This window comes from Pseudomonas sp. NPDC087336 (genome assembly GCF_044744285.1).
Lineage (GTDB): Bacteria > Pseudomonadota > Gammaproteobacteria > Pseudomonadales > Pseudomonadaceae > Aquipseudomonas.
In genome coordinates this window covers 84,829-108,345 of record NZ_JBIUYA010000006.1, presented here as the reverse complement: position 1 = coordinate 108,345, position 23,517 = coordinate 84,829, and the positions used below count along the sequence as shown (strand labels likewise).

Genomic DNA, 23,517 nt, shown 5'->3' with positions numbered 1-23,517 from the left:
GACCCCGTTGGTGCGCCAGCTCCCAAACAGCAAAAAAAATAAAACTACCCCTGGGACAGCAAAATGAATAAGCGATACGACTACATCATTGTGGGGGCCGGTTCCGCAGGCTGCGTCTTGGCGAATCGCCTCTCGTCCCGGCACTCCGTGTCCGTGCTGCTGATTGAAAGCGGCCCGGATGACAGCAACGCATTGATTGCCATGCCCCGCGGCATAGGCAAATTGCTGACTCCGGGTAACCCGCATGTCTGGGATTACAAGGTTTCGAGAGGCCCCCAACAAGCTGAAGACATTTGGCTCAAAGGTCGCGCCATCGGTGGGTCCAGCTCGATCAATGGCATGGTCTATGTGCGTGGTGCACCCGAGGACTATGACGCGTGGGAAGCCGCCGGTTGCACCGGTTGGGGCTGGGACAATATGGGACGGCATTTCGTCGAGCTTGAGGACCATGCACTGGGGGCCGCACCAGAGCGAGGTATCGGAGGGCCGCTCAAGATTTCAGTTCAATCTTCAGGCGACCCACTCTGCGAAGCCGTGCTGACTGCGGGCGTGCAAGCGGGAACACCTCGGGTGGATGATATCAACCTGGCCAACACCGCCGGGTCTGGCGGGCTGGGTTACCAAACCCAGAACATCTGGCATGGCCAGCGATACAGTGCCGCGAAAGCCTTTCTTGATCCAGTGCGCAACCGCCCGAATCTGGAAGTCCTGACACTGACCGATGTCCTGTGGATCAACTTTGTAGACAAGCGAGCAACCAGTGTGACTGTGCGCGACAGCAGGGGTGAACGCGCGATAGACGCGGGTAAGGAGATCATCGTCTGCGCCGGTGCCATTCAGTCACCCAAATTGCTGCAGCTCTCTGGCGTAGGACCTGCCGCGCTGCTCGAGTCCCATGGCATTGCCGTGGTCAAGGATGCTCCCCAAGTGGGTCGTAACTTGCGCGAGCATTTCTTCCTTGCCATGCAGTACCGCGTGAAAAGCCACAGCCTGAATCATCGTTTTTTTGGCTTGGGCCTGCTGCGCTCCGTGTGGCAGTACTACACCGGCAGAAAAGGTCCGCTGACCCATAGCGCACATGAAATTGGCGGTTTCGTCAAAACCCGCCCCGGACTTGACCGTCCCGACGCACAAATCGGTATCAGCCTGTACTCGCTGACTTACGGAGAAGATGAAGTCGTCCCCGAAAAGCAACCCGGTCTGACCTTGGGCGGCTATTTCATGCGCCCGCAAAGCCAGGGTGAGGTGTCGATTCGCTCTGCCAACCCCGATGTGCCGCCCTACATCTGCGCCAACTATCTGGATTCGGTAACCGATCGTGCGGCTGCCATTTCCATGTACCGCTGGATCCGCCAGCTTGCCTCACAACCGGCCTTGACCCCCTTCATCGTCGGCGCGACCACACCGAGTGCCGATGCCCAAAGCGATGAAGAAATCCTGGAAGCCTTCAAACAGTGGGGAGGCACCGCCTTCCATGTGTCTGGCACCTGCCGCATGGGCAGTGATGCCGAATCGGTATTGGACCCCAGCCTGAAGGTTCGCGGGGTGTCGGGGCTCAGGGTGGTGGACACATCGATCATGCCGTCTTTGATCTCAGGCAATACCAACGCACCTGCCATGGCGATCGCTTTGCGCGCTGCCGAAATCATCGCCGCGGAGCTTGCCAATCCGCAAACCGCGCCATCGGGGCACCTTACCGGGGTCGCAAACTAAATACAGCCGCCTTCCATTGCACAACAAATAGAAAGGATGACTGCAATGCCGACGCCCTTCACCGACATAAAAAAGTTTTACATCGACGGCCAATGGGTATCCCCTTCCGAGGGGTACGAAACCATTTGCAATCCAGCGACCGAAGAAATCATTGGCCAGGCCCCGGTGGGTGGTAAACCCGAAGTCGACCTTGCCATTGCTGCTGCCCGCAATGCTTTCGATAACGGGCCCTGGCCAACCCTGCAGATGGCCGAGCGCATCGAGGCCATCAAACGTTTTCGCGCGGCCATAATCAGCCGTCAGGACCTGATCAAACAGTTATTGATCGAAGAAGTCGGCGCCGTGCACATGCTGATGAACAGTGCTCAGTTCAACGGCGCTATAGAAGCCATCGACTACGCGATCTCACTGGCGCAAAAGATCGAGCCGGAACCGATAGCCATAGAATCAAAACCTAACCCCTTCGACCCTTCGGCACCCGATCTGCTGGGGGCTGGCGTCACCCTGTTCGAGCCCTACGGTGTGGTGGTCGGTATCACCCCGTACAACTACCCATTTTTGCTCAACATCGTCAAAGCCGTACCGGCGTTGCTTACCGGCAACACGGTGGTGATCAAACCCTCGCAATTCACGCCCTTCTCTGGCTTGCTGCTGGCCGAAATCATCATCGAAGCGCAACTGCCCAGCGGCGTACTGAGTGTTGTTACCGGCGGCCCGGAAGTCGGGGCGATGCTGACCGAAGATCCGCGCATTGACCTCATCAGCTTTACCGGCTCCGATGCCGTCGGCTCGGCCATTTTGCGTCAGTCGGCCAGCACCTTGAAGAAGGTTCACCTGGAGCTGGGCGGTAAATCGGCAATGATCGTCAGACATGACGCCGATGTGGTCAAAGCCGCGAGCCTGGCAGCCTTCAGTATTTCGCTACACGCCGGCCAGGGTTGCGCCCTGCTCACCCGCTTTCTGGTGCACAACTCCATTCGACCGGTATTCGCCGAAACCATGAAAGCAGTTCTGGCCCAGTTGAAGATCGGTGATCCACAAGACCCCAGCGTGATCGTCGGTCCACTCATTCGCGAAAGTGCCCGCGCCAAGACCGAATACTATGTACAACTGGGGTTGGAGAGCGGTGCAACCCTGATCGCCGGTGGCAAGCGACCAGCCCATATTGATAAAGGCTTTTTCTACGAGCCGACCGTTTTTGACAACGTGGACAATGCATCTCGACTGGCGCAAGAGGAAGTCTTCGGGCCAATCGGCGTGATCATCGGTTTCGACACCGATGAACAGGCGATACACATAGCTAACGATTCAAAATTTGGTCTCAGTGGTGCCGTGATGTCAGCTGATCGTTCTGCTGCCTTTCGCATTGCGCAAAAACTAAGATCAGGCGGAGTTGCCATCAACGGTGGTACCGGAGACCTTTACGTCAAGGCCCCCTTTGGTGGCTACAAACACTCCGGTATCGGACGGGAATTCGGCCCGCACTGGCTCAAAGAGTATCTGCTGGAAAAGGCTATTACCTATCCGATCGGTTAATAGCCTGAATTCCTACCCCCGCACCACGCTTAGCGCGTCGATGCGGGGCATTCACATTGTTCGCTAGCGAATGGCGCCTGAATCGCGCAGAGCCCTCAACTGGGCATCGGTCAAACCGATCTCGCGTAGCACTTCATCGGTGTGTTCGCCGAATCCAGGGCCAGCCATGAGTCTTCCGATCGGTTGCTCGTCGAATTGTGCCGGCGATACGCCCACCTGGTACTGGTTGTGTTCGTCGATATCTACCGAACTGATGAAGCCATTTTCCAACGCCTGTGGATCGGCCAGTACTTCAGCGGGGCTCTGGATCGGGGACCAGACACCTTCCAGCGTCTTGAAGCGTTCGCACCACTCTGCGTAATTACGGGTGGCGAACACTTCGTTGAGTTCGCCCACCAGCGCGCGGGAATTGGCATGCCGTGAGGCCGCATCCTTGAAACGCGGGTCGCTGAGCAGTGCTGGACGCTCAATATGAGCGACGAAGTCAGGCCACCACTTCTCCATCAACAGACAGATGGTCAACCAGCGGCCGTCCCGTGTGCGGTAATTGTTGGCCAAGGCAAACGAACTGTCTTTCTGCCTCTCGATGGGAATCGTCGGTACGCCAATGCTGGTGGCCAGCAGAGACTGTGACATCAAATACGTACCCACCATGTACAGCGCGTTGTCGACCACCGCGCCCTTGCCGGTACGCTCGCGGCGAAACAGGGCCGCGGCAATCGCCCCCGCCAGCGTGACGCCCCCGGTCAAGTCGCCGATGGAGCCGGGTTGTTTGGGTGGTGGTTCATCCGGCAGCGTCTGATTGAACGCCGCACCGGCGCGGCACCAAGCCGTGGGGTAGTCGAACCCGCCGTCGTTGGCCATGGCACCGTGCAAACCGTAGCCAGTACCGCGGGCGTAGATCAAACGCGGATTGCGCTTGAGCAAGTCCTGCGGCTCGATCCCCAGCTTTGCCCGCGCATCGGCACGCAAGTTGGTGAGGAACACGTCGGCACCTTCGATCAATCGATACAACTGCTCTCGACCCGCCTCCTGGGTCAGGTCCAGGGCGATGCCGCGTTTACCGCGGTTGCCCGTTTCAAAGAATGGATTGACCCGCCCGTCCGCGCCCGGCAGACGCATATGCCGCGAGGCGTCTCCACCTTGCGCGCGCTCAACCTTGATGACATCCGCGCCCCAGTCCGCCAGCACCATCGCGGCGGCTGGCACATAGGTGTGTTCCGCCACTTCGATTACACGTACACCGCTCATGACATCGTACATAGCCTCTCCCGTTGGTCACTGGCACTCATGTTCACCTATGCTCCCCCACGCAGTGCCAAGACGCGGTGGCTGCTTACTGCGGACGCGGTGCGTAGCCCGCAAGAAAAAAGCGCACGATTTCTCTCAAGTGAGGCTCCACCTGTTCTTGCGCCAGCTGCACGCCCATTAGTCGTTCATGGGTGCGGCCCGCAAGGGTCAAAAAGATAATCGCGGCGTCGAGTGTGTTCGGTATTTGCACCACCCCTTTTGCGTTGAGTTGGTCGAGCCAGCCTGTCAGCTGCGCCATGAAACCGTTCATGACCTCTTCACGGAAATTGATGATCAGCTGAGGAAACCTGACGCTCTCATGCGCACCTAACCGAGACATGGCCATGACACGCGGGGTACCGAGTTTGTCGTGAAACAGCTGGGCCAACTCGTAGAGCAATTGTGCGACTGGCCGATCCACCCGCAAAAAACTTAAATCGAGTTCGAAATCCTTGGAGATGTGCTCGAGCACAGCCTCAAACAACAATTCCTTGCTGGGGAAACGCCTATACAGTGCCGGCTTTGTTGTCTTCCCCGCCTCGACGATACGACCGAGATTGGCATCGGTGTAGCCGAACTCCAGAAATTCGTTGGCGGCTGCCTGGAGCAGCGCCTCGTCCAATTCACGACGAGGCCTCCCCTTGGGTTTTACTGACATGAAAGTCCTTCCACCATTTAGTTGTTCGCCTGCCCGATCAGTACCAGACAGGCCGTTCTACGGCGCAAGGAAACTTAACATAACAGTCGGTTGTATCAGGACAGGCCTACCACTGGAATGACGGCGCCATTGAGCGCGCTGGAAGCATCGCTGGCCAGGAACTCGAAAACCGATGCCAACTGCTGCGGCGAAACCCACAGGGCCGGATCAACATCAGGCATCGCGGCACGGTTCGCAGCGCTGTCGATGATGCTCGGGGCGACGGCATTGACGTTAATGCCATGGCCACGCAGCTCCTGGGCCATGGATTCGGTGATCCGCGCCACGCTGCTCTTGGCGGCGCAGTAGGCGCCCATCGACCCCTTGCCCGTGATGGCCGAAGCGGCCGATACGTTGATGATCTTGCCCGCGCCGGCTGCCAGCATCCCAGGCACAGTCGCGCGACAAGTGTTGAGCACGGTCGCAACGTTCAGATCCATCATTTGCTGCCAGATAGAAGCGTCAGCGTCATGCACGTCGCTCCCCATGGCAAAGCCACCGGCAATGTTGCAAAGCACGCCCGCCGGCCCTTTCGCCTGCAATACCTTGCCCAATGCTGCCTGGGTCGCTGCGGTGTCGGTCAGGTCGACGACCACGAAATGCTTGTCGCCAGCGATACCCTCATAAACCGATTGCAGTGCTTGCTCACTGCAATCGACCAACACAACCGGACGGCCCTGCGCCAGAAAGGTTTGCGCGACAACACGGCCCAGTGCACCCGCAGCCCCAGTGACCACTACTAATGCGTCCGACATTTGGATTCTCCTCTTTTTTTGTTAATAACTGACCATGTATCAGCTTATACAATAAAAAAAGCGTGTTCGGCAACATCCTTAGGCCACAGATCGACGACTAGCAAACATCTTGTAGGCGGCCTATTGCATCTTTGTTTGAGATGCTCTAAAAATAACAGTATGTTAGTTTTAAGCGAAGCACGACGAGCGGTGGAAGCACTGTGCGAGCTCAAGCATGATGTTCACTTCCACCCCGTCAACGCTGGAGATTCTGATGAGCACTGCCTACAAACGCGTATTGCCACAGCTGGATGATCTCAACCGGTTTTTCTGGACCAGTGGAGCCGACGGCCAATTGCGCTTTCTGCGCTGCAACGACTGCGACCATTGGCTGCATCCGCCGGGAATCATCTGCCCGCAGTGCCTGAGCCGAAACCTCGCGCCGCAGGTGGTTTCGGGCCTGGGCACTATCGAAGCGCTGACGATCAATCATCAGCCGTGGTCGCCTGACCAGCCTGTGCCTTATGCCGTCGCCATCGTTTCACTCGACGACCACAAAAGCCTGCAACTGACCACCAACATCGTCGGTTGTGCGCCCGAGTCGGCCTTCATCGGTCAGCGGGTACGTGTGGTCTTCGAAGCGATCGAGGATGTTCATTTACCTCTGTTCACGCCTGTCTGAGAGAGCCCGCATGCAAGAAGAACACGCCGAAAGTCTCGCCTCGATCCGCGAACAGGCCAGGCGCCTGTTAGTGGATCAAGCCACCCCGGAACACTTGAAGTCGCTGCTGGATACCCCCGCCAGTTTCGATCGACACTTGTGGGGCCATGCCGTCGATCAGGGCTGGCCGAGTGTCGCGGTAACCGAGCAATCGGGTGGTTTGGGACTGGGCTGGAGCGGCCTTGGCGTGCTTTGCGAAGAAACCGGGCGCCTGACTGCGTCATTGCCGCTGATTGGCAACGCCGTGGCTGCCCATGCCCTGCAGTGTGCCAAAGGCAACTGGAGCGCCTTGATCGAAGCACTGGCCAACGGTGGCAAGATCGCCTGCCTGGCCTTGTCGGACCCGGAAGACAGCGGCTTGGCGACAAGTCCTTCACTGTTAGCAAACAACGGCGTATTGCAGGGTGAAAAGGCCTTGGCTGCCTTTGCCAGCGTTGCCGATATTGCACTGGTGCAGGCGCAAGGCGAACAGGGCAATGCACTCTATCTGGTCGATCTTGCACATCCCGGTGTCACCCGCCAAACATTCAATACCCTCGACAACGCCCGTGCCGCGGCTGTCCTGCAGTTCAAGCAGGTCCCGGCCACACGACTGGGCGGTCTCGACCTCATTGTGGATATCACCAGCCTGGCGGCCCTCGCCTGCACCAGCGAGCAGATCGGCGGCGCCCAGGCCAGCCTGGATCTGGCCTGTGAATATGCCCGCGAGCGCCGTGCCTTCGGCCAACAGATCGGTAGCTTCCAGGGGATCAAGCACAAGCTCGCCGAAGCTTACTGCTTGCTGGAAATCGCCAAGGGTTGCACCCATGACGCACTCGATGCCTGGGAAAACGGTGCGCAAGAGAGTCGACAATTGAGCGCAGCCGCGCGCATCGCAGCGACCAAAGCCTACGACTACATCGCCCAGGAAGGACTTCATGCCCACGGCGGCATGGGGATGACATGGGAGGCCATGCCTCATCACCACTACCGTCGCTCACGCACGCTCGCCCTGGAGCTGGGCAGCATCCACTACTGGCGTGAATGCCTGCTGAACGAAATCGGGCTGGAAATGGCGAATCATGGATAACGGCGGACCCATCATGAGCAATACACTCGAACGCTATCGCGAACGCGCCAGATCCTGGCTGGCAGAGCACGCCCCTCTTTATGCGGGTCAAGCACGGCGCGGGCTGAGTTTCAAAGAGGACCTGGACCTGGCTCGCGCCTGGCAAGCTCTCAAGGCCGACCACGGCTACGCCTGCATCACCCTGCCAACGGAGTTTGGTGGTGCGGGTGGCAGTGAACTGGAAAAAGTCGTCTTCAGCGAAGAAGAGATGCGTTATGACTTGCCACTGGTCTACTTCAGCATCAGCCTGAACAACCCACTGCCGATTTTCCTGCGCTACGCCCCGTCCTATTGGACCGAGCGCCTGGCCAGGCCCACGGTCCGTGGCGAGTTGATCTGGTGCCAGCTGTTTTCCGAGCCTTCGGCGGGCTCGGACCTGGCGTCACTACGTTTGAAGGCTGTCGCAGTGGAAGGTGGCTGGCGCCTGAGCGGGCAAAAAGTCTGGACCAGCTGGGCACAAATCGCCGATTGGGGGGTGATCGTCGCCCGCACCGATCCGAGCCTGCCCAAGCACGCCGGGCTGACCTACTTCTTTGTCGATATGAAATCCCCTGGCGTGAGTGTCGTGCCAATCCGCCGTCTGGGCGAGGAAAGCGACCTCAACGAAGTGTTCTTCGATGATGTATTCGTCCCCGACGATCAACGTTTGGGTGAGATCAATGGTGGTTTCAAGGTCGCCGTCGAAACGCTGATGATCGAACGCTATTCGGTGACAGACGAATCCGGCTACGCCCCCAGCTTGGAGAAATTCATCGCATTGGCCCGACAGTCGAACATCAATGGCAAGCGCGCGCTTGATGACGCTGAGATCCGCGCCAGCATCGCCGATGTATTCGTCCAGCGCCAAGGCCTGCGCGCCATCCATCGCCAAGCCCTGGAGGCGTTTGCCAAGGGCCAGGCTCCGGGCCCTGAAGGCGCCATGCGCAAATTATTATTGGGGCGCACCCGCCAGTCTTTGAGTCGGTTGGCGATGAACATCCAGGGCCCGAACAGCCTGATCCTGAATGAAGACGCTCAGGCGAAGACCCACTTCACCAGCGCCTGGCTCGACCCCAGTTTGCGTATTGCCGGCGGTACCGACGAGTTACTGCTCAACACCTTGGCCGAGCGCGTACTTGGCCTGCCGCAGGATTCACGGCCAGACAAGGGCCAGCCATTTAACGCCTCCAAATAAACGACCCGGGCGGCCCTGGCCGCCCGCCACCGAAGGATCTCGCTCATGCATTTCACCCTCGATCAGGAAGACGAGCGCTTCCGTCAGGAAGTCCGTGCCTTCCTCAAGGCCAAGCTGCCCCAGGATCTGGCTGAACGCAATCGCCGGGGTTACCACCCCTTGCGTGAAGACACCCGCCAGTGGACCAAGATCCTTCACGCCCAGGGCTGGTCCGGCGCCAATTGGCCGACATCCTGGGGCGGTACCGGTTGGTCGCCCGTGCGTCAGTTCATCTTCGAAGAGGAAAGCATCCTGGCCGGTGCGCCGGCGGTCGATACCGCAGGATTCAAGATGATCGGCCCGGTGATCATGACCTTCGCCAACGACACCATGAAGTCACAGTACGGCCCACGCATCCTCAGTGGCGACGTCTTTTGGGGCCAGGGTTTTTCCGAACCCAATGCTGGATCGGACTTGGGCTCACTGACGACCCGTGCCGAACGCGACGGCGATGAATATGTCATCAACGGGCAGAAAATCTGGACCTCGTTCGTTGAAACCGCGGACATGATTTTCATCCTCGCCAAGACCGATCCGCAGGCACGTCAGCGTGGTATTTCGATGATTCTTGTCGACCGCCAGGCGCCGGGCGTGACCATCCGCCCGATTTATGACATCGGTGAAAGTCACAGCCTCAACGAAGTCTTCTTCGATGATGTGCGGGTACCAGTCAGCAATCTGGTCGGTGAGGAAGGCATGGGATGGACCTACGCCAAGTTCCTGCTGGAAAACGAGCGCGCGTTCAGTGCCGAATGGCCACGCAACAATGCCCACCTGGCCCGCCTACGGACTTTGCTCAACACACCGCAGCACGATGGTCGGCGATTGATCGACCGGCCTGGCTTTGCCAGTCGTCTGGCACAACTAAATACTGACTTGCTGGCACTGCGCTGGCTGAGCCTGCGCGCCCTGCACGAAAAAGCAGGGGGCCATGTCCGTTTGCCGGTGGGCTCGCTGCTGAAAATCCGCGGTTCGGAACTCCTGCAAAAAATCGGCGAGCTGCAAGTCGAAGCCCTCGGCAGCCACGCCAGCTATGTCTACCCCGACCCATTGGGCGACGCCCAGCGCCAGCGAACCTGGCCACCTGGCCCCAACACGGCGCCCGGCATCATGGCGGATTATTTCTACCGTCGCGCCACCACTATTTACGGTGGTGCAAATGAAGTTCAACGCACGATTATCGCCCGTTCGTTCCTGGAGCTCTGAGCATGGATTTTCAACTCAATGAAGAGCAAAATATGCTCAAAGACAGCGTTCGCCGGTTCATGGAGGACAATTGCTCCTTCGAACAGCGCGGTGCAACCGTCGATAACGGCGCCTTCGATGGCGGTCATTGGCTTCAGATGGCCGAACTCGGGCTCCTGGCCCTGGGCCTGCCGGAAGATCTGGGTGGCATGAACTGCTCAGCCATCGAAAGTGCCTTGGTGATGGAAGAGTTCGGCCGTGTGCTGTGCGTCGAACCCTATTGGGCCGTGGCCATCCAGGCGGCGCAAACCTTGCTGGCCAGCAACGACCCCAAAGCTCGTGCGGTGCTGCAGGCCATGGGTGAAGGTATGGCTCTGCCCGTGCTGGCCCATGAAGAAGCCCCGGCGCGTGGAGAGTTGGCATTCGTCCAGACCCGCGCCTTCGAGACAGCGCAGGGTCGCTGGCGCTTGAATGGGGAAAAAGTCGCCGTGGTCGGTGGCAATATTGCCGAGCTGTTCATCGTTTCAGTACGTACCTCAGGGGCGGCCGGGGACCGCGACGGCATCACACTGTTCTTGCTCGACGCCAAAACGGTCGGCATCGACAAGCGCAATGTCCGCCTGATCGATAATCGTTGGGCCAGCCACTTGGTGTTCACTAACGTCGAGGTCACTGAGGCCCAGGTTCTGGGCAAGGTCGGCGACGGCTATGCAGCGCTGAGCCACGCCAACGCCCACGCCATGGTGGGACTGTTCGCCGAAGCCGTGGGTGTCATGGAACAGTCGCTGTGGATCACCCGCGACTACCTGAAGATTCGCAAACAGTTCGGGCAGACACTCTCGAACTTCCAAAGCCTGCAGCACCGCATGAGCGAAATGCTCATCGAGCTGGAACTCTCGCGCAGCATGCTGCACCTGGCATTGGCCAGCCTCGATCTCGATACCGCCCAGCGCGACCGGGCACTCTCGGCAGTCAAGGCGCACATCGGTAAAAGCGGTCAATTCGTTTGCGGCCAGGCCATTCAGTTGCATGGCGGCATTGGCGTGACCGAGGAGTACGTCATCGGTCACTACTTCAAACGCATGACACTGATCAACGCAGCGCTCGGCACCAGCATGCATCACTACGAGTTGCTGGCGGAAGCAGAGCGCGCGGCCTGAGGGGTTCTCGCCCTTCCCCGTTTAAAAATCCGGACTCTGCATAAGGCTCCGGATTTTTCAACGCGGCTTCACACGCCCCGCGGGGCACCCGTGACAACAAACACACCGCTATAACAAAAACCAAGAGGACCGTGTGATGTTGAATCTTTCCATGAAACCGACCGGTTGGTTCCAGATCGGCTGGAGCGATGAACTGGCTCCAGGCGCGGTCAAGCCGATGAAATACCTTGGGCATGACCTGGTGGCATTCCGTAGCGAAGCAGGCGAGCTTGCCGTACTCGATGCCCACTGCCACCACATGGGTGCCCATTTGGGTTATGGCGGCAAAGTCAAAGGCGACTGCATCGCCTGCCCTTACCATGGCTGGCAGTGGAACACCCGGGGTGAGAACGCCTTGATTCCCTATCAGGACCATCCCATTCGCAAGAAGCTGCGCAAGTGGGACGTGGTCGAGCAGCACGGCATCATGTTCCTATGGCACGATCCGGCCGGTGACCCACCCCGCGATGGCTGGTTGCCCGACGTATTCAGTCACCCCGAACACCCGGCAGATCCCGCCGATTATTACCCGTGCTATCCCCATGCTGTGGTCTTCGCGCCGGAGGAACCCATCCATCCGCAACTGATTACAGAAAACGCTGCCGATACCATGCACTTCCGCTTTGCTCACAATGCCCCGGAAGATCCGCTCCTGTTGGCCTTCGATACCAGCACGGCGATCTGGAAGTCGACAATGGGCTTTCGCTCGAAGGTCACCAAGGAAGTCGCGATGCTGCTGCATGCGCGCAATGCCGGGGTCGGTCTGAACTTCTCGATATTCGATCATCCGGTACTGGCGCGCCGACTGGTGCTGTCCTGCACGCCCATCGACGATGAAAAATCAGACCTGCGCGTGAGCTACTACTTCCGGCGCGATCCAAAGTCTCCTGAGCACATGCCTGAATCCGTTCGACAAATGGCACGGCATACCCGCGTTCTTTTCGAAGAGGACGCCGTGATCTGGAGACACCAGAAATTTGTGCAAAGGCCGATCTATGCCAGACAGGACGTCGCCGGTTATACCGCGCTGCGCACCTGGTGCGAGCAGTTCTATGAAGCGACAGGCAGTAACCAGGGACCGCTAAAAGTCCTGGAAGACACGGGCGAACCGGTCAACTGCAATCTGCTGTGACACCGTGCAAGGCGCTGCTCCCAGTTCTGGCGAAATCAATTGTTTCGCCGGACACCTTGCGGGATTTCCCCGCAGAAAATATCGACGTTGCCATCAGACGGCGCGGTTCTCACGACGATCGAGTATTCGCCTGACAGTAGTTCTGACAGGGCGACAGGCACGCTTCTTGAGTAGGTCCAGCCGCGTACTGCTGCACGCTCGGTATTGACCTGATCATTCACCGAGAATGCGATTGGCCCCGGCTGCTGGCAGCTGCCTTTATAGATAAAGGTGTAGAGACGCAAGGGCAGAGAAACGCCACCTGGAATGCCACTGATGATAAAGCTCAATCCCGTTTGAGTACCGCGGCTTACCAGTGTCACATTGGCAATCTGACCGGCGTTGCGTTGAGTGGCCGGTAAAGGAACGGTCATCACTTGCTCGGTTGATGTGGTGCAAGCACAGAGGGAGGCGGCGATCATGAAGACTGCCAAGGGGTTTGTGACGTTCATCATTCACTCCGTCGACCCTATCAATGGTGCCGCTGGCCAATGGTCGCCTTTGAGCCTGGGCAGGACGCAAAAGCCTAGAATCCAGCACGGATTCCAGGCTTTCCTTTCAAGTCGCGTTAGGGATCAAGGGTAGACCTCAAACAACCCTGCCGCGCCCATACCGCCCCCCACGCACATACTCACCACGACGAAGCGTACGCCGCGTCGACGCCCTTCCAGCAAGGCACTGCCCACCAGGCGCGAACCGGTCATGCCAAACGGATGACCAAGGCCGATGCCACCGCCATTGACGTTGAATATTTCCGGATCGATGCCCAAGTGGTCACGGCAGTACAAGGCCTGGCAGGCAAATGCCTCATTCAACTCCCAAAGACCGACATCGCCGATGGTCAGGCCATGTTTACCCAGCAACTTCGGAATCGCGGTTACCGGACCAATGCCCATTTCTTCCGGTGCACAGCCCGTGACGATCAATCCCCGATAGGCACCCAGCGGATTCAAACCGCGTTGTTCAGCAACACGCGCGTCCATCAGCAGGCAGGCCGAGGCACCGTCAGACAGCTGACTGGCGTTGCCAGCAGTAATACTGCCACCCTCCATGACTGGCTTGAGTGCCGCCAGACCTTCGGCGGTTGTGTTCGCACGCAGGCACTCGTCTTCGCTGAACAGGAAACGCTTGTAACTGATCTCCCCGCTCTGTTTGTCGACCAGCTTTTGCGAGACCTGTAGGGGTGCGATTTCTTCGGCGAAGGCGCCCCTGGCCTGGGCCGCAACGGCGCGCTGCATGGCCTGCAGGGAAAACTCATCTTGGGCCTGACGGGAAATACCGTACTGCCGAGCGACATATTCGGCGGTCTCGATCATTGGCATGTAGGCGGAAGATACCCGCTCCACCAGATCAAGATCCTTGTCGCGTATGGCCCACTCGAGGTAGCTGGGCGTCAATGCGCTGACATTCTCCGAGCCACCACCAATGACGATGTCCATGCCATCGACGATGATCTGCTTGGCGGCCATGCCGATCGCCATCAATCCCGAGGCACACTGTCGATCGACGGTGGCGCCGGCGACACCGACGCCAAAGCCGGCCCGCAACGCCGCTGCGCGAGCCAGGTTGCGCCCTGCGGTACCGGCCCCCATGGCTGCGCCAATGATCACATCCTCGACTTCAGAAGGATCAACAGCGGCACGCAAGGTGCTGTGCAGCAATGCGTGCGCTGTCAGGCTTGGCGACTTGATGTCATTCAGAGCACCTCGATGGGCCTTGCCGATCGGGGTGCGTGCAGTGGAAACAATGACCGCTTCTCTCATGATGTTATCCGGTTGTTCACGGTGGCTCGGGCCTCAGGTGCGAGGGGCACTGGGCAGTTTCAGGACAGCCTTGGCCAGAATGTCGCGCTGGACCTCATTGGCGCCGGCATAGATCGATACGGGCCGCGCCATCATCAACGGCCAGTGCAAGTCGGTCAGCAGCGAGCCGATCTGTACGTCGCCAACGATGCCGCCAAAATCACCGGCGATTTCCGCGCAAAATTCGGTGATGCGTTGCAACAGCTCCGAGATGTACACCTTGAGCATCGAAACCTCCGGCCCCGGTTGTTCATCGGCTTCGGCGATGCGATCGCAGATTTGCGCGTAGAACAGTCGGTAGTCATGCAAGTCTGCTTGCAGACAAGCCAGTCGATCGAGCACGCCACGGTCATTGGCCAAGCCCAGTTCCGTCACAAGCCGCTCAGCCAGTACCAGCGCACTGCCAGCCATCGCCGCGCTGCCCAGCCAGATCCGTTCATGGCCCAACAATGCTTTGGCCAGGCTCCAACCCTGATGCAGTTCACCCAACAGGTTGCTGGCAGGAACGCGAACGTTGTCAAAGAACACTTCGCAGAACTCGTCTTCGCCTGCAATGTTGGCGATCGGCCGGACGCTGACGCCCGGAGCACTCAGGTCGATCAACAGAAAACTGATGCCCTGCTGTTTTTTCTCAAACTTGCCGGTACGCACCAACGCATAGATATGGCTGCACTCAGCGGCGTGAGTGGTCCAGATTTTCTGTCCATTGACGACGAACTCATCGCCGTCAAGATCTGCGCGGGTACGCAGGCTGGCCAGGTCGGAACCCGCACCTGGTTCGGAATAGCCCTGGCACCACATATCGTCGCAGGCCAGGATCCTGGGCAGGATGCGTGCACGTTGCTCCTCGGTGCCACCTTTGATGATGGTCGGGCCGAGTTGGGTTTCACCGTTGTCGATAATCCGCCCGACGCCAGCACGTTCCATCTCCTCCTGGTAAATCAGTTGCTTGCGAAAGGAAATGCCCATGCCACCGTATTCACGAGGCCAGGCAGGCGCACGCCAGCCGTGATCGTTGAGCAAGCGCAGCCAGCCGGTCAGGTCGTCGCCGCGCAGGCGCAGGAATGGCCGGCGATCGTTCTGGCGCAAATGCTCGGGGTAAAACTCCGTCAGCCAGACACGCAGGCGCGCCCGAAACTCCTCATCGCTCCACTCCCGAGGGTCACTGGAGTTCGACGCTTCGAAGGGCGCCAGCGCCGCTTCAATCGGGTTTTCGCCCGTGAGCTTTGCAAATTGACGGCGGTGATCCCAGACCGACCCCAACCAGGCCGATCCGAACATCGCCGCCCGCAAATACAGACCGATGTCCACTTCCTCGGCAAAGCCCATTGCGCCATGCAGTTGCACAGCTTGCTTGCCGATCAGGAGGGCGGCTTGAGCACATCGCGCCTTGGCGGCACTGATCGCGGCCTGACTGGCCCGCGTCAGAGGTGCCTGCTCATGACTGGTCAGCGCATGCTGCAAACTGGCCTTCGCCAGCGTCTGTTCGATGCTCAGGTCGACGCAGCGATGTTGAACGCTCTGGAAGGAGCCCAGCGGGCGTTCGAACTGCACCCGTTGGCTGACGAAATCCAGAGTCTGTTGCAAGCAACCCGCTGCCTGCCCCGCCAATTCCGCCGACAAGGCAATACGCCCGCCTGCCAGACTGAGTTGCAAGGCATCGAGCGCCGGCTGGCCCCTGAGGAGTGTCTGCTCAAAGAGCACGGGCGCCTGATCGAAGTCGACATGGTACTGAGCGCCGATGCCTGCCGCGAAGGCTTCAACACGAACGCCAGGGGCATTCACAGCAACGGCGACGACCACCGGTTGGCCGTGTTCGAGGGCAGACACCAGCAAGACTGACTGCTGTTCGGCCCCCAGCACAAAGACCTTGCGCCCGCTGAGTAGGCCTTGATCGACCCGGCACTCAATCACGTCCGGATCCATCTGCCCGGCCTGTTCTTGCCAAGCCAAGGCCAGCAGGCGTTCGCCACTGACCTGCCACGCGGCCAATTGCTCGGTGGCGGGGCCATTTTCCGCCTGCGTGAGCAACAGTGACGGCATCACGCAACATCCCACAAAGGGTTCGGCGAACAAACGCTCCCCCATCACCTCGCATAGGACTGTCGCCTCACGCAAGCCCAAGCCGCTGCCACCCAATGCTTCCGGAAGCAGCAACCCAGTCCAGCCTAACGCTGCGATGTCGTGCCATAGCGATGATTCCACCGGTCGCGCCCGGCCTATCCAGCCCCGCAAGCGCGATGGGCTGTGCGATCCTGTCAAGAAGTCATCGGCCGATTGGCGCAGCATGGCTGACAGCGATTGATCTGCAATTACTCCCATCAGAGACTCCTGAACGTTTAAATCAATTAACTAACGTTATGTCAGTTTTCATTCTATACTCAGCCGGTGTCAACCACTATTTCAACCTGCCCGTCGTGGCCAATCTGTCAGAGAGGAATTCATGCCTAGAGGATTTGAAGCTGGAAAACGCCCTGCACTGCTCATCAGCGAATGCCAACGGGGTGTCGTCGACCCGGAACTGTCTGATTTTCCGGGGCTTGCAGAGCAGGTTCAGCAACGCGGCGTGCTGCCGCGCATCGCTCGCCTGGCGGAAGCGTTCAGGGCCGCCGGACTGCCGGTATTGCACCTTCACGTAGCGCATCGTCCGGGTTATGTCGACCTGCCGCGCACCAGCGTGATCATTGCCCGCTCGACCAAGCAAAACCGAATGATTGTTGGTTCAGAGGATGTAAAGTCAGTGCCGGAAGTGGCACCCCACGAGTCGGACATCGTGCATGCACGCAGCTTCAGCCTGGTGGGTTTCCACGGTACCGACCTGGATTCGATCCTGCGCAACATGGGGGTGACGACTATTGTGCCGGTCGGTGTTTCGACCAACGTGGCCATTTCGGGCCTGTCGTTGTGCGGATCAGACCTGGGCTATCAGGTCGTGGTACCCGAGGACTGCATCGCCGGCGCCACACCGCAAAGCCACGACTTTATCGTCAGCAACCTGCTGCCGCTCTACAGCACTTTGAGCGACAGCGAGTCGGTCATTGCGGCGCTCAGTGAGCGTATTGTCCACGCAGGACGTGCTTGAGAATTTTGTTCAAGGTTTGATTGCGCGGCAGTTGCTCAACGATTTCCAGTTGCTCGGGAATCTTCTGCCGCATCACCTTGGCCTGCATGAAGAATTCGACCATCTCCTCGAACTGCAATGCCGCAGCACCCGGCTTCAGTTCGACGACGGCGCAGACACGCTCACCCCGCAGTTCATCCGGCAGGCCGATGACCGCTACCGCTGCTACTTTGGGATGGGTGAACAACAGGTCTTCGATTTCTTTGGCCGAAATGTTCTCACCCTTGCGGATAATCACATCCTTGAGCCGCCCGGTCAGAACGATACGACCATCGGGGCGGCGCATGCCCAGATCGCCGGTTCGGAAAAAACCGTCGTCATCGAATGACACCACGTTCAATGCAGGGTCGGTATAACCTTTGAACACCGCCTTACCGCGCACCCGGACTTCCCCCGATTCACCCTCCCCTGCCAGGCTGCCGTCAGAGCGGATAATCCGTAATTCGATGTCCTGCATGGGTATGCCGTCGGCATTGGCCAACTGCTCGTCCGTATCGGTCTCAAAGCCTGCGCAAATCAACGGGACTTCGGTCATACCGTAGTTATGAATCAGACCGCACCCTATCTCATCGCGGACCTGGTAATAGAGTTCTGGCGGTTTGGGAGCGCCCCCACCGCAGAGCACGCGCATCCCGGGAAATAAAGGTGTTTGAGCATTGCGCCTTTGTTCAGCAAGCAATAGCTGGTAATGGGCTGTGCTGCCGCCAGCGAGTGTCACGGCATATCGGCGATAGATTTCAGCAGCTTCCTCGGCCTGAAAGCGGTCGAGCAATACAGCGCTCATGCCCGAAGCCAGCAGCATGGTGGTGTACATCGCACCGCCAATGTGGGCGTACGGAAAAGCGACGCTGCCGACATCGGCGGCACTGACGCTCATTGATCTGGCCAGGTTCCGCCCGCCGATCATCAAGCTGTCGTCCGTGTGACAAGCGCCCTTGGGTTGCGAGGTAGTGCCCGAGGTGTAATAGACCCAGCGCACGGCCTGACCGTCGCTGGGGGGTGGCGGCAAACTTGACGCCCGCCCACGTGGCAGGTGATTGCCCATGACAATCACCTGCGGCGGCCGCTCGAGCTGCTGGCAAAGGCGTTCGGCCATCGCCGGAAAATCACGCTCCCCGTCATCGGGCACCAGCAAGAACTCCGAACGATTTCCCTCAAGAACACCGTGAACCTCGCGTTCACCGTACAGCGAGATAATCGGGTTCTGCAGAGCACCCAGGCGCGCCAGGGCCAAGGCGGTCATAACGGCCGGCAAGCCTGTGGGCAACATCCAGGTGACCCGACTGCCGGCACTGATACCGAGCTCGTAAAAGCCCGCGGCCAAGCGCTCGGCAATATCCAGTGCCTGGGCAAAGGTCATATGCAAGTGTTTGCGGCCATCGATCAGCATGGGGGCTTGCGGCGTCAGTTCCGCGCGCCGTTCCAGCAATTGCCACAGGGTCGGGGCGTGCAACAGGGTCATGGGCATTCAACTCCAGCTAACTACCAGGCACTGCGATGGCTGCCGCCATCGACAGGGATAAGGCAACCATTGATGTAACCCGCCCGAGCGGAGCACAAGTACACCGCCAGCGAGGCGATCTCTTGAGGATCGCCCGCGCGGCCAACGGGAATACTCTTGGTCAAGCGCTGAAGCAGCGCCTCGGTGGCCATACCGCGCTCCTTGGCCATGCGCCCCACTTCTTCGAGCATGGTGGTCGTTGCGATCCAACCCGTGGCGAGCGTGTTGACGGTGACGCCATCGACGGCGAACTCATCGGCCAGGGATTTGTTCAAGGTGACGACCGCCGCGCGTGCGGTGGTTGCAGCCATCAGGTTCAAGCCTGGCGCCGGCTCCTTGGCCGCGGCGGTACCGATGGTCAACAAACGCCCCCAGCGCTGCTCGCGCATATGCGGCAGGGTTGCTCGCGCCAGGTGCACGACACTCATCACCAGGTTCTGAAAAGCATTGAGAAACGCATCGGCATCCCCATCAAGAAAATCGCTCGGCTCTCCCCCGTGCACATTGGTGATGACGATGTCTGGCGAGCCAAAGGCCTGCCGTGCTGCTGCCACTGCTCGTTGCACATCACCAGGCCGGGTCAGGTCAGCAACCACGCCACTGGCAATGCCGCCGGCATCACGCAACGCTGCCACCGTTTGTTCGATGGCATCACTGTTGCGTGCGGCAACCATGACCTTGCACCCTTCAGCGGCAAGCAGTTCAGAGCAGGCGCGTCCGATGCCTTTACTGCCTCCGGAAACAAACGCGACTTTTCCTTCCAGACCCAAATTCATCAGTAGACTCCAGCTCATCCGCAGATTGTCAAAAGGTGCACGCGAGCACGGAGCAGATAAATCTGCCCCGTGCATAATCAGGTTTCAGGCTGTGGTGCGGAGTTTGATGGCGAGTTTGTCTGCGCTGTCCGACGATTCCAGAACCGCCATCGGGTCATCGATCTTTGCGCGTTCTTCTACTTTTTCCCGGTCGGCATCGTCCGCCGGTGTACGCAACAGGAAGTAGGACAGTGCCGGGATCAGGACCAATGCTCCGACCATGTTCCAGAGGAACATGAAGCTGAGCAGAATCCCCATGTCGGCCTGGAACTTGATCGGAGACCAGATCCACGGAATCACCCCGGCGGCCATTGTCAGGCCGACCAGGCCCACGATCCGCCCGACGAAATCCAGCGATCCCTCATACGAGCGCGCCAGTGTCATGCCGTGCCGCTGCAAGCCCAGTTGTACGCTGAGCAGGTACAACGCGTAGTCGACACCGACGCCCACCCCAACCGCGATAACCGGCAAGGTCGCCACCTTGATGCCGATGTTCAGCATCACCATCAGCGCCTCACAGAGGATAGAGGTGATGATCAACGGGATCAGTGCCACAACGACCGCTCGCCAGTTGCGGAAAGTGATGAAACACAGTAATGCCACGGCACCGTACAGCACCAGGTGCAAGGTCCAGAAACTGCGCTTGACCACAATGTTGGTTGTCGCCTCGATGCCTGCGCTACCCGCTGCCAGCAGAAACGTGCGCGACTCGGTGCTGTACTGGGCGCTGTAGGCTTCCACTTCCTTGACCACACGCTCCAGCGTCGCCGCCTTGTGGTCTGACAGGTAGGCAATCACTGGCGTGATCACGCAGAAGCGATCGACCAACTCCGGGCGGTCGGTGGCAAACATGTTGAACGCCTGTGTGCGGTTACTGGCGTTACGTGGGATGGTCTGCCATTTGGGGTTGCCCTCGAACAGCCCGGAGGTTGTCAGGCGAATACCATCGGCCGGCGAAAACGTGGTCTGCACACCAGGCAACTCGCGCAAGCGGGCGCTCAATCGATCAGCCTCAGTGAGCGAGGCGAACTCGGTGCAACCATTTGCCGGGGTTTTCAGCATAACCACGAATTGGTCGGTGGACAGGCCGTAGTTCTGCGTCACGAAAGCCACATCGCGGTTGTAGCGCGACTCGGGACGCAGCTCCGGTGCACCCGGGTTGAGATCACCAAACTGCACATGGTGCCCGATCATCAGGCCTCCCCCCGCCAACACGACCGCCCCTGCAACAGCGAACATGGCGGGACGGCGCTCCGTCAAACGGATCAGCCCCGCACGTATCCGTTGCATCGGGCTATGGCCTGACTCCACCTGTTCAGAGGTCTGAATGCTGCGTTTGGCGGCCTGATCGCTGACGCCGAAATACGACAGCAGCACAGGGATCAGAAACAGCTTGGTGAAAATCAGGATCGCCACGCCCAGACTGGTGGTCAGGGCCATGTCACGGATCACAGGAATGTCGATGATGATCAATACGGCAAAGCCGACGATATTGACCAGCAAAGCTGTCAGGCCCGCCATGAACAGCCGACGGAATGTATAGCGGGCAGCCACGTACTTGTGAGTCCCGCGCCCCACATCCTGCATGATGCCGTTCATCTTCTGCGCACCATGGGACAGGCCGATGGCGAAAATCAGGAACGGTACCAGGATCGAATAAGGGTCCAGCACATAGCCCAGCACGCTGAGCAGCCCCAAAAGCCAAACCACGCCAAGCAAGGCGCAAAACACAAGCAGCAGAGTGCTGCGCAGGCATCGGGTATAGATGAGCACCAGAGCGGTGGCAATCAATACCGAGAAACCGAAATACGCCATGACCGAATACAAGCCGTCGATCAAGTCGCCGACGATCTTGGCGAAACCGATGATGTGCACCTTGATCGTATCGGTTTCCAGGGAGCGCACCTGCGCTTCCAGTTGCCGGGATAACTGCGCGTAATCGAGTGGCTTGCCGCTTTCCGGATTGATGTCGAGCAAGGGCACAAAAATCATCGACGACTTGAGGTTGTTTGCCACATAGCTGCCGACAATACCCGCGCGGTTAATGTTTTCACGCAAGCGGTCCATCGATGGCGGACTGCCGTCCCAGCGGTCGGGAATGACCGGGCCGCCGCGATAGCCCTCCTCGGTGACTTCAGTCCAGCGCAGGCTGCTGGTCCACAAGCTGCGCATCCAGCCCTGGTCAACACCCGACATCAGGTAGACGGCGTCGTTGACCTTCTGCAAGGCGAGCAGGTAATCCTTGTCGAAGATGTCGCCCTGAGTGTTCTCGACCACGATACGGGTCGCATTGCCCATGCCGCGCAGTGCATCCCTGTGCTCCAGATAGTTCTGGATATAGGGGTGGGACTGCGGAATCATTTTTTCGAAACTGGTGTTGACCGGAAGCTTGAGCGCACTCCAGCCAAAGAACAGCGTCAGCACTGCGCAAAACAGGATCACGCTGATGCGATGATTGAATACCAGCCGTTCGAGCCAATTGCCGCTGTTCTTGTCGAAGTCGGCAGGGTCCGCGATGACGGGCATTTGCAGCGCTTTCAAATCAACCATATTTGCCTCTGAAAAGACTGGAGTCGTCGCCACCTATTGCACAGTGACTTCCCGTACCCCGGAAAAACCAACGCTAACGGCTTTGCCATTCTTTAGCCCGGTCAGGCTGGTAAACCGTCCGGGACGCGACACCGTCAAGGGTCTGAAGCTGCTCACTGCGCCATCACTGATAACGACTTTGCCATCGACCCCGGCTAGCAGAAAACGGCCATCAGGCAGACTCTGCACATCGCTGAGCGCCACATTGATTCCAGTGGGCAAGGGTTGCCACGTGGTGCCGCCATCCATGGATTTGAATGCCGTGCCCCGCAGGCCTGCGGCAATGAGCGTTGTCGGTGTCACCTTGATGCTGAAAAAACTGCCCGTGTAGCCCGTTTCCAAACGCTCGAAGCGTTGCGCCCGAGGATCCAGCCTAAAGACAACACCGCGCTCAGAGGCGATATACATCTGCTCACCGCTGCCAGAAATCGCCATGTAATGCAGGAACTCGGGGTTGTCGGAATGCTCCATCCAGGACTCCCACGTTTTGCCTCCATCGTGGGTGGCGAGCAGGGTGCCAAAGGTCCCTACGGCTAAGCCGTTGTTCTCGTCGGAGAACCAGACGCCCATCAGCGCCTGTTCCGGACCGTCCTGATAATTGAGCTTGACCCCTTCCTGAAAGCTGACAGCTGACTCGTCACCGGTAGCCGCCAATTTGTCAAAGTGTTCGGTCAACATCTTGCTCGCCGCCACGCCATCGAATTGCTTGACCCAATGACTTCCGCCATCACTGCTGTGCAGGATCACACCATCATGGCCGACCGCCCAACCTTGCTTTGCCGTTGGGAAATGAACGCCCAATAGATCGCTTGAAACGGGTGATGAGGCCTGGGTCCATGTGGCGCCGGCATCGTCGGAAACGATGATCAGGCCCCGCGCTCCCACCGCGATCAATCGCTCGCCCGCGGTGGTCACACTATTTAGATGGGCACCGATCAGATTGCCGACAGTCGACGCAGGGCGATCCAGTGGATCGGTGAAGTCGGTTTTGGCATTCACCGGGTTCGACAACCCTGTGACCAGGGCTGCCGCCAGCACGAACATATAACGCACAGTTGCCATTTCATCCTCACAGCACGACTGAGCCAGGTGGGTTCGAAGAGCCGAGCACCAGGTGCTCAA

19 protein-coding genes are annotated in these 23,517 nt (G+C 59.0%); 9 read left to right on the top strand and 10 right to left on the bottom strand.

The features are described 5' to 3' along the window. Positions 1-63: 63 nt before the first annotated feature. Positions 64-1,713 carry a GMC family oxidoreductase gene (locus ACIO0C_RS08000; protein WP_401310016.1) on the top strand — a complete coding sequence of 550 codons (1,650 nt, stop codon included), beginning with the start codon at positions 64-66 and terminating at the stop codon, positions 1,711-1,713. A 45-nt stretch (positions 1,714-1,758) separates the two neighbouring features. Beyond that, the gene (locus tag ACIO0C_RS07995) at positions 1,759-3,249 is read left to right on the top strand and encodes an aldehyde dehydrogenase family protein (protein WP_401310014.1); all 1,491 of its coding nucleotides are present in this window, start codon (positions 1,759-1,761) and stop codon (positions 3,247-3,249) included. A 63-nt stretch (positions 3,250-3,312) separates the two neighbouring features. On the opposite strand, the gene ACIO0C_RS07990 is transcribed toward ACIO0C_RS07995, so the two are convergent. The 3 genes from ACIO0C_RS07990 to ACIO0C_RS07980 all read right to left on the bottom strand — a co-directional run bounded on the left by ACIO0C_RS07990 (position 3,313) and on the right by ACIO0C_RS07980 (position 5,991). After that, on the bottom strand, positions 3,313-4,512 hold the full coding sequence (locus ACIO0C_RS07990) for a CaiB/BaiF CoA transferase family protein (RefSeq protein ID WP_401310011.1): 1,200 nt from the start codon (positions 4,510-4,512) through the stop codon (positions 3,313-3,315). Between the two features lie 73 nt (positions 4,513-4,585). Further along, on the bottom strand, positions 4,586-5,197 hold the full coding sequence (locus ACIO0C_RS07985; protein ID WP_401310009.1) for a TetR/AcrR family transcriptional regulator: 612 nt from the start codon (positions 5,195-5,197) through the stop codon (positions 4,586-4,588). A gap of 95 nt (positions 5,198-5,292) precedes the next feature. Continuing rightward, positions 5,293-5,991 (bottom strand): SDR family oxidoreductase, encoded by a 699-nt coding sequence (locus ACIO0C_RS07980; RefSeq protein WP_401310007.1) that lies wholly within the window; start codon positions 5,989-5,991, stop codon positions 5,293-5,295. Between the two features lie 253 nt (positions 5,992-6,244). On the opposite strand from ACIO0C_RS07980, the gene ACIO0C_RS07975 reads away from it, so the two are divergent. The 6 genes from ACIO0C_RS07975 (at position 6,245) to ACIO0C_RS07950 (ending at position 12,528) form a co-directional block, all read left to right on the top strand. Then, on the top strand, positions 6,245-6,652 hold the full coding sequence (locus ACIO0C_RS07975; RefSeq protein ID WP_401310004.1) for a Zn-ribbon domain-containing OB-fold protein: 408 nt from the start codon (positions 6,245-6,247) through the stop codon (positions 6,650-6,652). A gap of 10 nt (positions 6,653-6,662) precedes the next feature. Continuing rightward, the gene (locus tag ACIO0C_RS07970) at positions 6,663-7,760 is read left to right on the top strand and encodes an acyl-CoA dehydrogenase family protein (protein ID WP_401310001.1); all 1,098 of its coding nucleotides are present in this window, start codon (positions 6,663-6,665) and stop codon (positions 7,758-7,760) included. A gap of 13 nt (positions 7,761-7,773) precedes the next feature. After that, positions 7,774-8,973: an acyl-CoA dehydrogenase family protein gene (locus ACIO0C_RS07965; RefSeq protein ID WP_401309998.1), complete on the top strand. Its 1,200-nt coding sequence runs from the start codon at positions 7,774-7,776 to the stop codon at positions 8,971-8,973. Positions 8,974-9,018: 45 nt separating this feature from the next. Continuing rightward, the gene (locus tag ACIO0C_RS07960; protein WP_401309995.1) at positions 9,019-10,218 is read left to right on the top strand and encodes an acyl-CoA dehydrogenase family protein; all 1,200 of its coding nucleotides are present in this window, start codon (positions 9,019-9,021) and stop codon (positions 10,216-10,218) included. Positions 10,219-10,220: 2 nt separating this feature from the next. After that, on the top strand, positions 10,221-11,357 hold the full coding sequence (locus ACIO0C_RS07955; protein ID WP_401309992.1) for an acyl-CoA dehydrogenase family protein: 1,137 nt from the start codon (positions 10,221-10,223) through the stop codon (positions 11,355-11,357). 136 nt (positions 11,358-11,493) lie between these two features. Beyond that, a complete protein-coding gene (locus tag ACIO0C_RS07950) occupies positions 11,494-12,528 on the top strand; it encodes a Rieske 2Fe-2S domain-containing protein (protein WP_401309989.1) in 1,035 nt (344 codons plus the stop codon). Positions 12,529-12,563: 35 nt separating this feature from the next. Here ACIO0C_RS07950 and ACIO0C_RS07945 read toward each other — a convergent pair whose 3' ends face one another. The 3 genes from ACIO0C_RS07945 to ACIO0C_RS07935 all read right to left on the bottom strand — a co-directional run bounded on the left by ACIO0C_RS07945 (position 12,564) and on the right by ACIO0C_RS07935 (position 16,691). Next, a complete protein-coding gene (locus ACIO0C_RS07945) occupies positions 12,564-13,019 on the bottom strand; it encodes a hypothetical protein (RefSeq protein ID WP_401309986.1) in 456 nt (151 codons plus the stop codon). Between the two features lie 123 nt (positions 13,020-13,142). Then, entirely contained in the window at positions 13,143-14,330 is a 1,188-nt protein-coding gene (locus ACIO0C_RS07940; RefSeq protein WP_401309984.1) for an acetyl-CoA C-acyltransferase, read from the bottom strand. Between the two features lie 33 nt (positions 14,331-14,363). Further along, the gene (locus ACIO0C_RS07935) at positions 14,364-16,691 is read right to left on the bottom strand and encodes an acyl-CoA dehydrogenase (protein WP_401309981.1); all 2,328 of its coding nucleotides are present in this window, start codon (positions 16,689-16,691) and stop codon (positions 14,364-14,366) included. A gap of 121 nt (positions 16,692-16,812) precedes the next feature. Here ACIO0C_RS07935 and ACIO0C_RS07930 point away from each other — a divergent pair, with 121 nt between their 5' ends. After that, entirely contained in the window at positions 16,813-17,451 is a 639-nt protein-coding gene (locus ACIO0C_RS07930) for a cysteine hydrolase family protein (protein WP_401309979.1), read from the top strand. On the opposite strand, the gene ACIO0C_RS07925 is transcribed toward ACIO0C_RS07930, so the two are convergent. The 4 genes from ACIO0C_RS07925 to ACIO0C_RS07910 form a co-directional block, all read right to left on the bottom strand. Then, positions 17,417-18,952: a class I adenylate-forming enzyme family protein gene (locus ACIO0C_RS07925; RefSeq protein WP_401309977.1), complete on the bottom strand. Its 1,536-nt coding sequence runs from the start codon at positions 18,950-18,952 to the stop codon at positions 17,417-17,419. The genes ACIO0C_RS07930 and ACIO0C_RS07925 overlap by 35 nt on opposite strands. A gap of 20 nt (positions 18,953-18,972) precedes the next feature. After that, positions 18,973-19,767 carry an SDR family oxidoreductase gene (locus ACIO0C_RS07920; protein ID WP_401309974.1) on the bottom strand — a complete coding sequence of 265 codons (795 nt, stop codon included), beginning with the start codon at positions 19,765-19,767 and terminating at the stop codon, positions 18,973-18,975. Positions 19,768-19,851: 84 nt separating this feature from the next. Next, positions 19,852-22,356, bottom strand: a complete 2,505-nt coding sequence (locus ACIO0C_RS07915) for an RND family transporter (RefSeq protein WP_401309972.1) — start codon at positions 22,354-22,356, stop codon at positions 19,852-19,854. Positions 22,357-22,389: 33 nt separating this feature from the next. Continuing rightward, complete coding sequence (locus ACIO0C_RS07910; RefSeq protein WP_401309969.1) at positions 22,390-23,457, bottom strand: WD40/YVTN/BNR-like repeat-containing protein; 1,068 nt, start codon at positions 23,455-23,457, stop codon at positions 22,390-22,392. Between the last annotated feature and the right edge of the window lie 60 nt (positions 23,458-23,517).

Bases quoted from the DNA above. Each gene is read 5' to 3' on its own strand.
- ACIO0C_RS07945 (WP_401309986.1), bottom strand. From the start codon at position 13,019: ATGAACGTCACAAACCCCTTGGCAGTCTTCATGATCGCCGCCTCCCTC.
- ACIO0C_RS07950 (WP_401309989.1), top strand. From the start codon at position 11,494: ATGTTGAATCTTTCCATGAAACCGACCGGTTGGTTCCAGATCGGCTGG.
- ACIO0C_RS07985 (WP_401310009.1), bottom strand. From the start codon at position 5,197: ATGTCAGTAAAACCCAAGGGGAGGCCTCGTCGTGAATTGGACGAGGCG.
- ACIO0C_RS07920 (WP_401309974.1), bottom strand. From the start codon at position 19,767: ATGAATTTGGGTCTGGAAGGAAAAGTCGCGTTTGTTTCCGGAGGCAGT.
- ACIO0C_RS07975 (WP_401310004.1), top strand. From the start codon at position 6,245: ATGAGCACTGCCTACAAACGCGTATTGCCACAGCTGGATGATCTCAAC.
- ACIO0C_RS07990 (WP_401310011.1), bottom strand. From the start codon at position 4,512: ATGTACGATGTCATGAGCGGTGTACGTGTAATCGAAGTGGCGGAACAC.
- ACIO0C_RS07995 (WP_401310014.1), top strand. From the start codon at position 1,759: ATGCCGACGCCCTTCACCGACATAAAAAAGTTTTACATCGACGGCCAA.
- ACIO0C_RS07935 (WP_401309981.1), bottom strand. From the start codon at position 16,691: ATGGGAGTAATTGCAGATCAATCGCTGTCAGCCATGCTGCGCCAATCG.
- ACIO0C_RS07910 (WP_401309969.1), bottom strand. From the start codon at position 23,457: ATGGCAACTGTGCGTTATATGTTCGTGCTGGCGGCAGCCCTGGTCACA.
- ACIO0C_RS07940 (WP_401309984.1), bottom strand. From the start codon at position 14,330: ATGAGAGAAGCGGTCATTGTTTCCACTGCACGCACCCCGATCGGCAAG.
- ACIO0C_RS08000 (WP_401310016.1), top strand. From the start codon at position 64: ATGAATAAGCGATACGACTACATCATTGTGGGGGCCGGTTCCGCAGGC.
- ACIO0C_RS07955 (WP_401309992.1), top strand. From the start codon at position 10,221: ATGGATTTTCAACTCAATGAAGAGCAAAATATGCTCAAAGACAGCGTT.
- ACIO0C_RS07925 (WP_401309977.1), bottom strand. From the start codon at position 18,952: ATGACCCTGTTGCACGCCCCGACCCTGTGGCAATTGCTGGAACGGCGC.
- ACIO0C_RS07970 (WP_401310001.1), top strand. From the start codon at position 6,663: ATGCAAGAAGAACACGCCGAAAGTCTCGCCTCGATCCGCGAACAGGCC.
- ACIO0C_RS07960 (WP_401309995.1), top strand. From the start codon at position 9,019: ATGCATTTCACCCTCGATCAGGAAGACGAGCGCTTCCGTCAGGAAGTC.
- ACIO0C_RS07965 (WP_401309998.1), top strand. From the start codon at position 7,774: ATGAGCAATACACTCGAACGCTATCGCGAACGCGCCAGATCCTGGCTG.
- ACIO0C_RS07930 (WP_401309979.1), top strand. From the start codon at position 16,813: ATGCCTAGAGGATTTGAAGCTGGAAAACGCCCTGCACTGCTCATCAGC.
- ACIO0C_RS07980 (WP_401310007.1), bottom strand. From the start codon at position 5,991: ATGTCGGACGCATTAGTAGTGGTCACTGGGGCTGCGGGTGCACTGGGC.
- ACIO0C_RS07915 (WP_401309972.1), bottom strand. From the start codon at position 22,356: ATGGTTGATTTGAAAGCGCTGCAAATGCCCGTCATCGCGGACCCTGCC.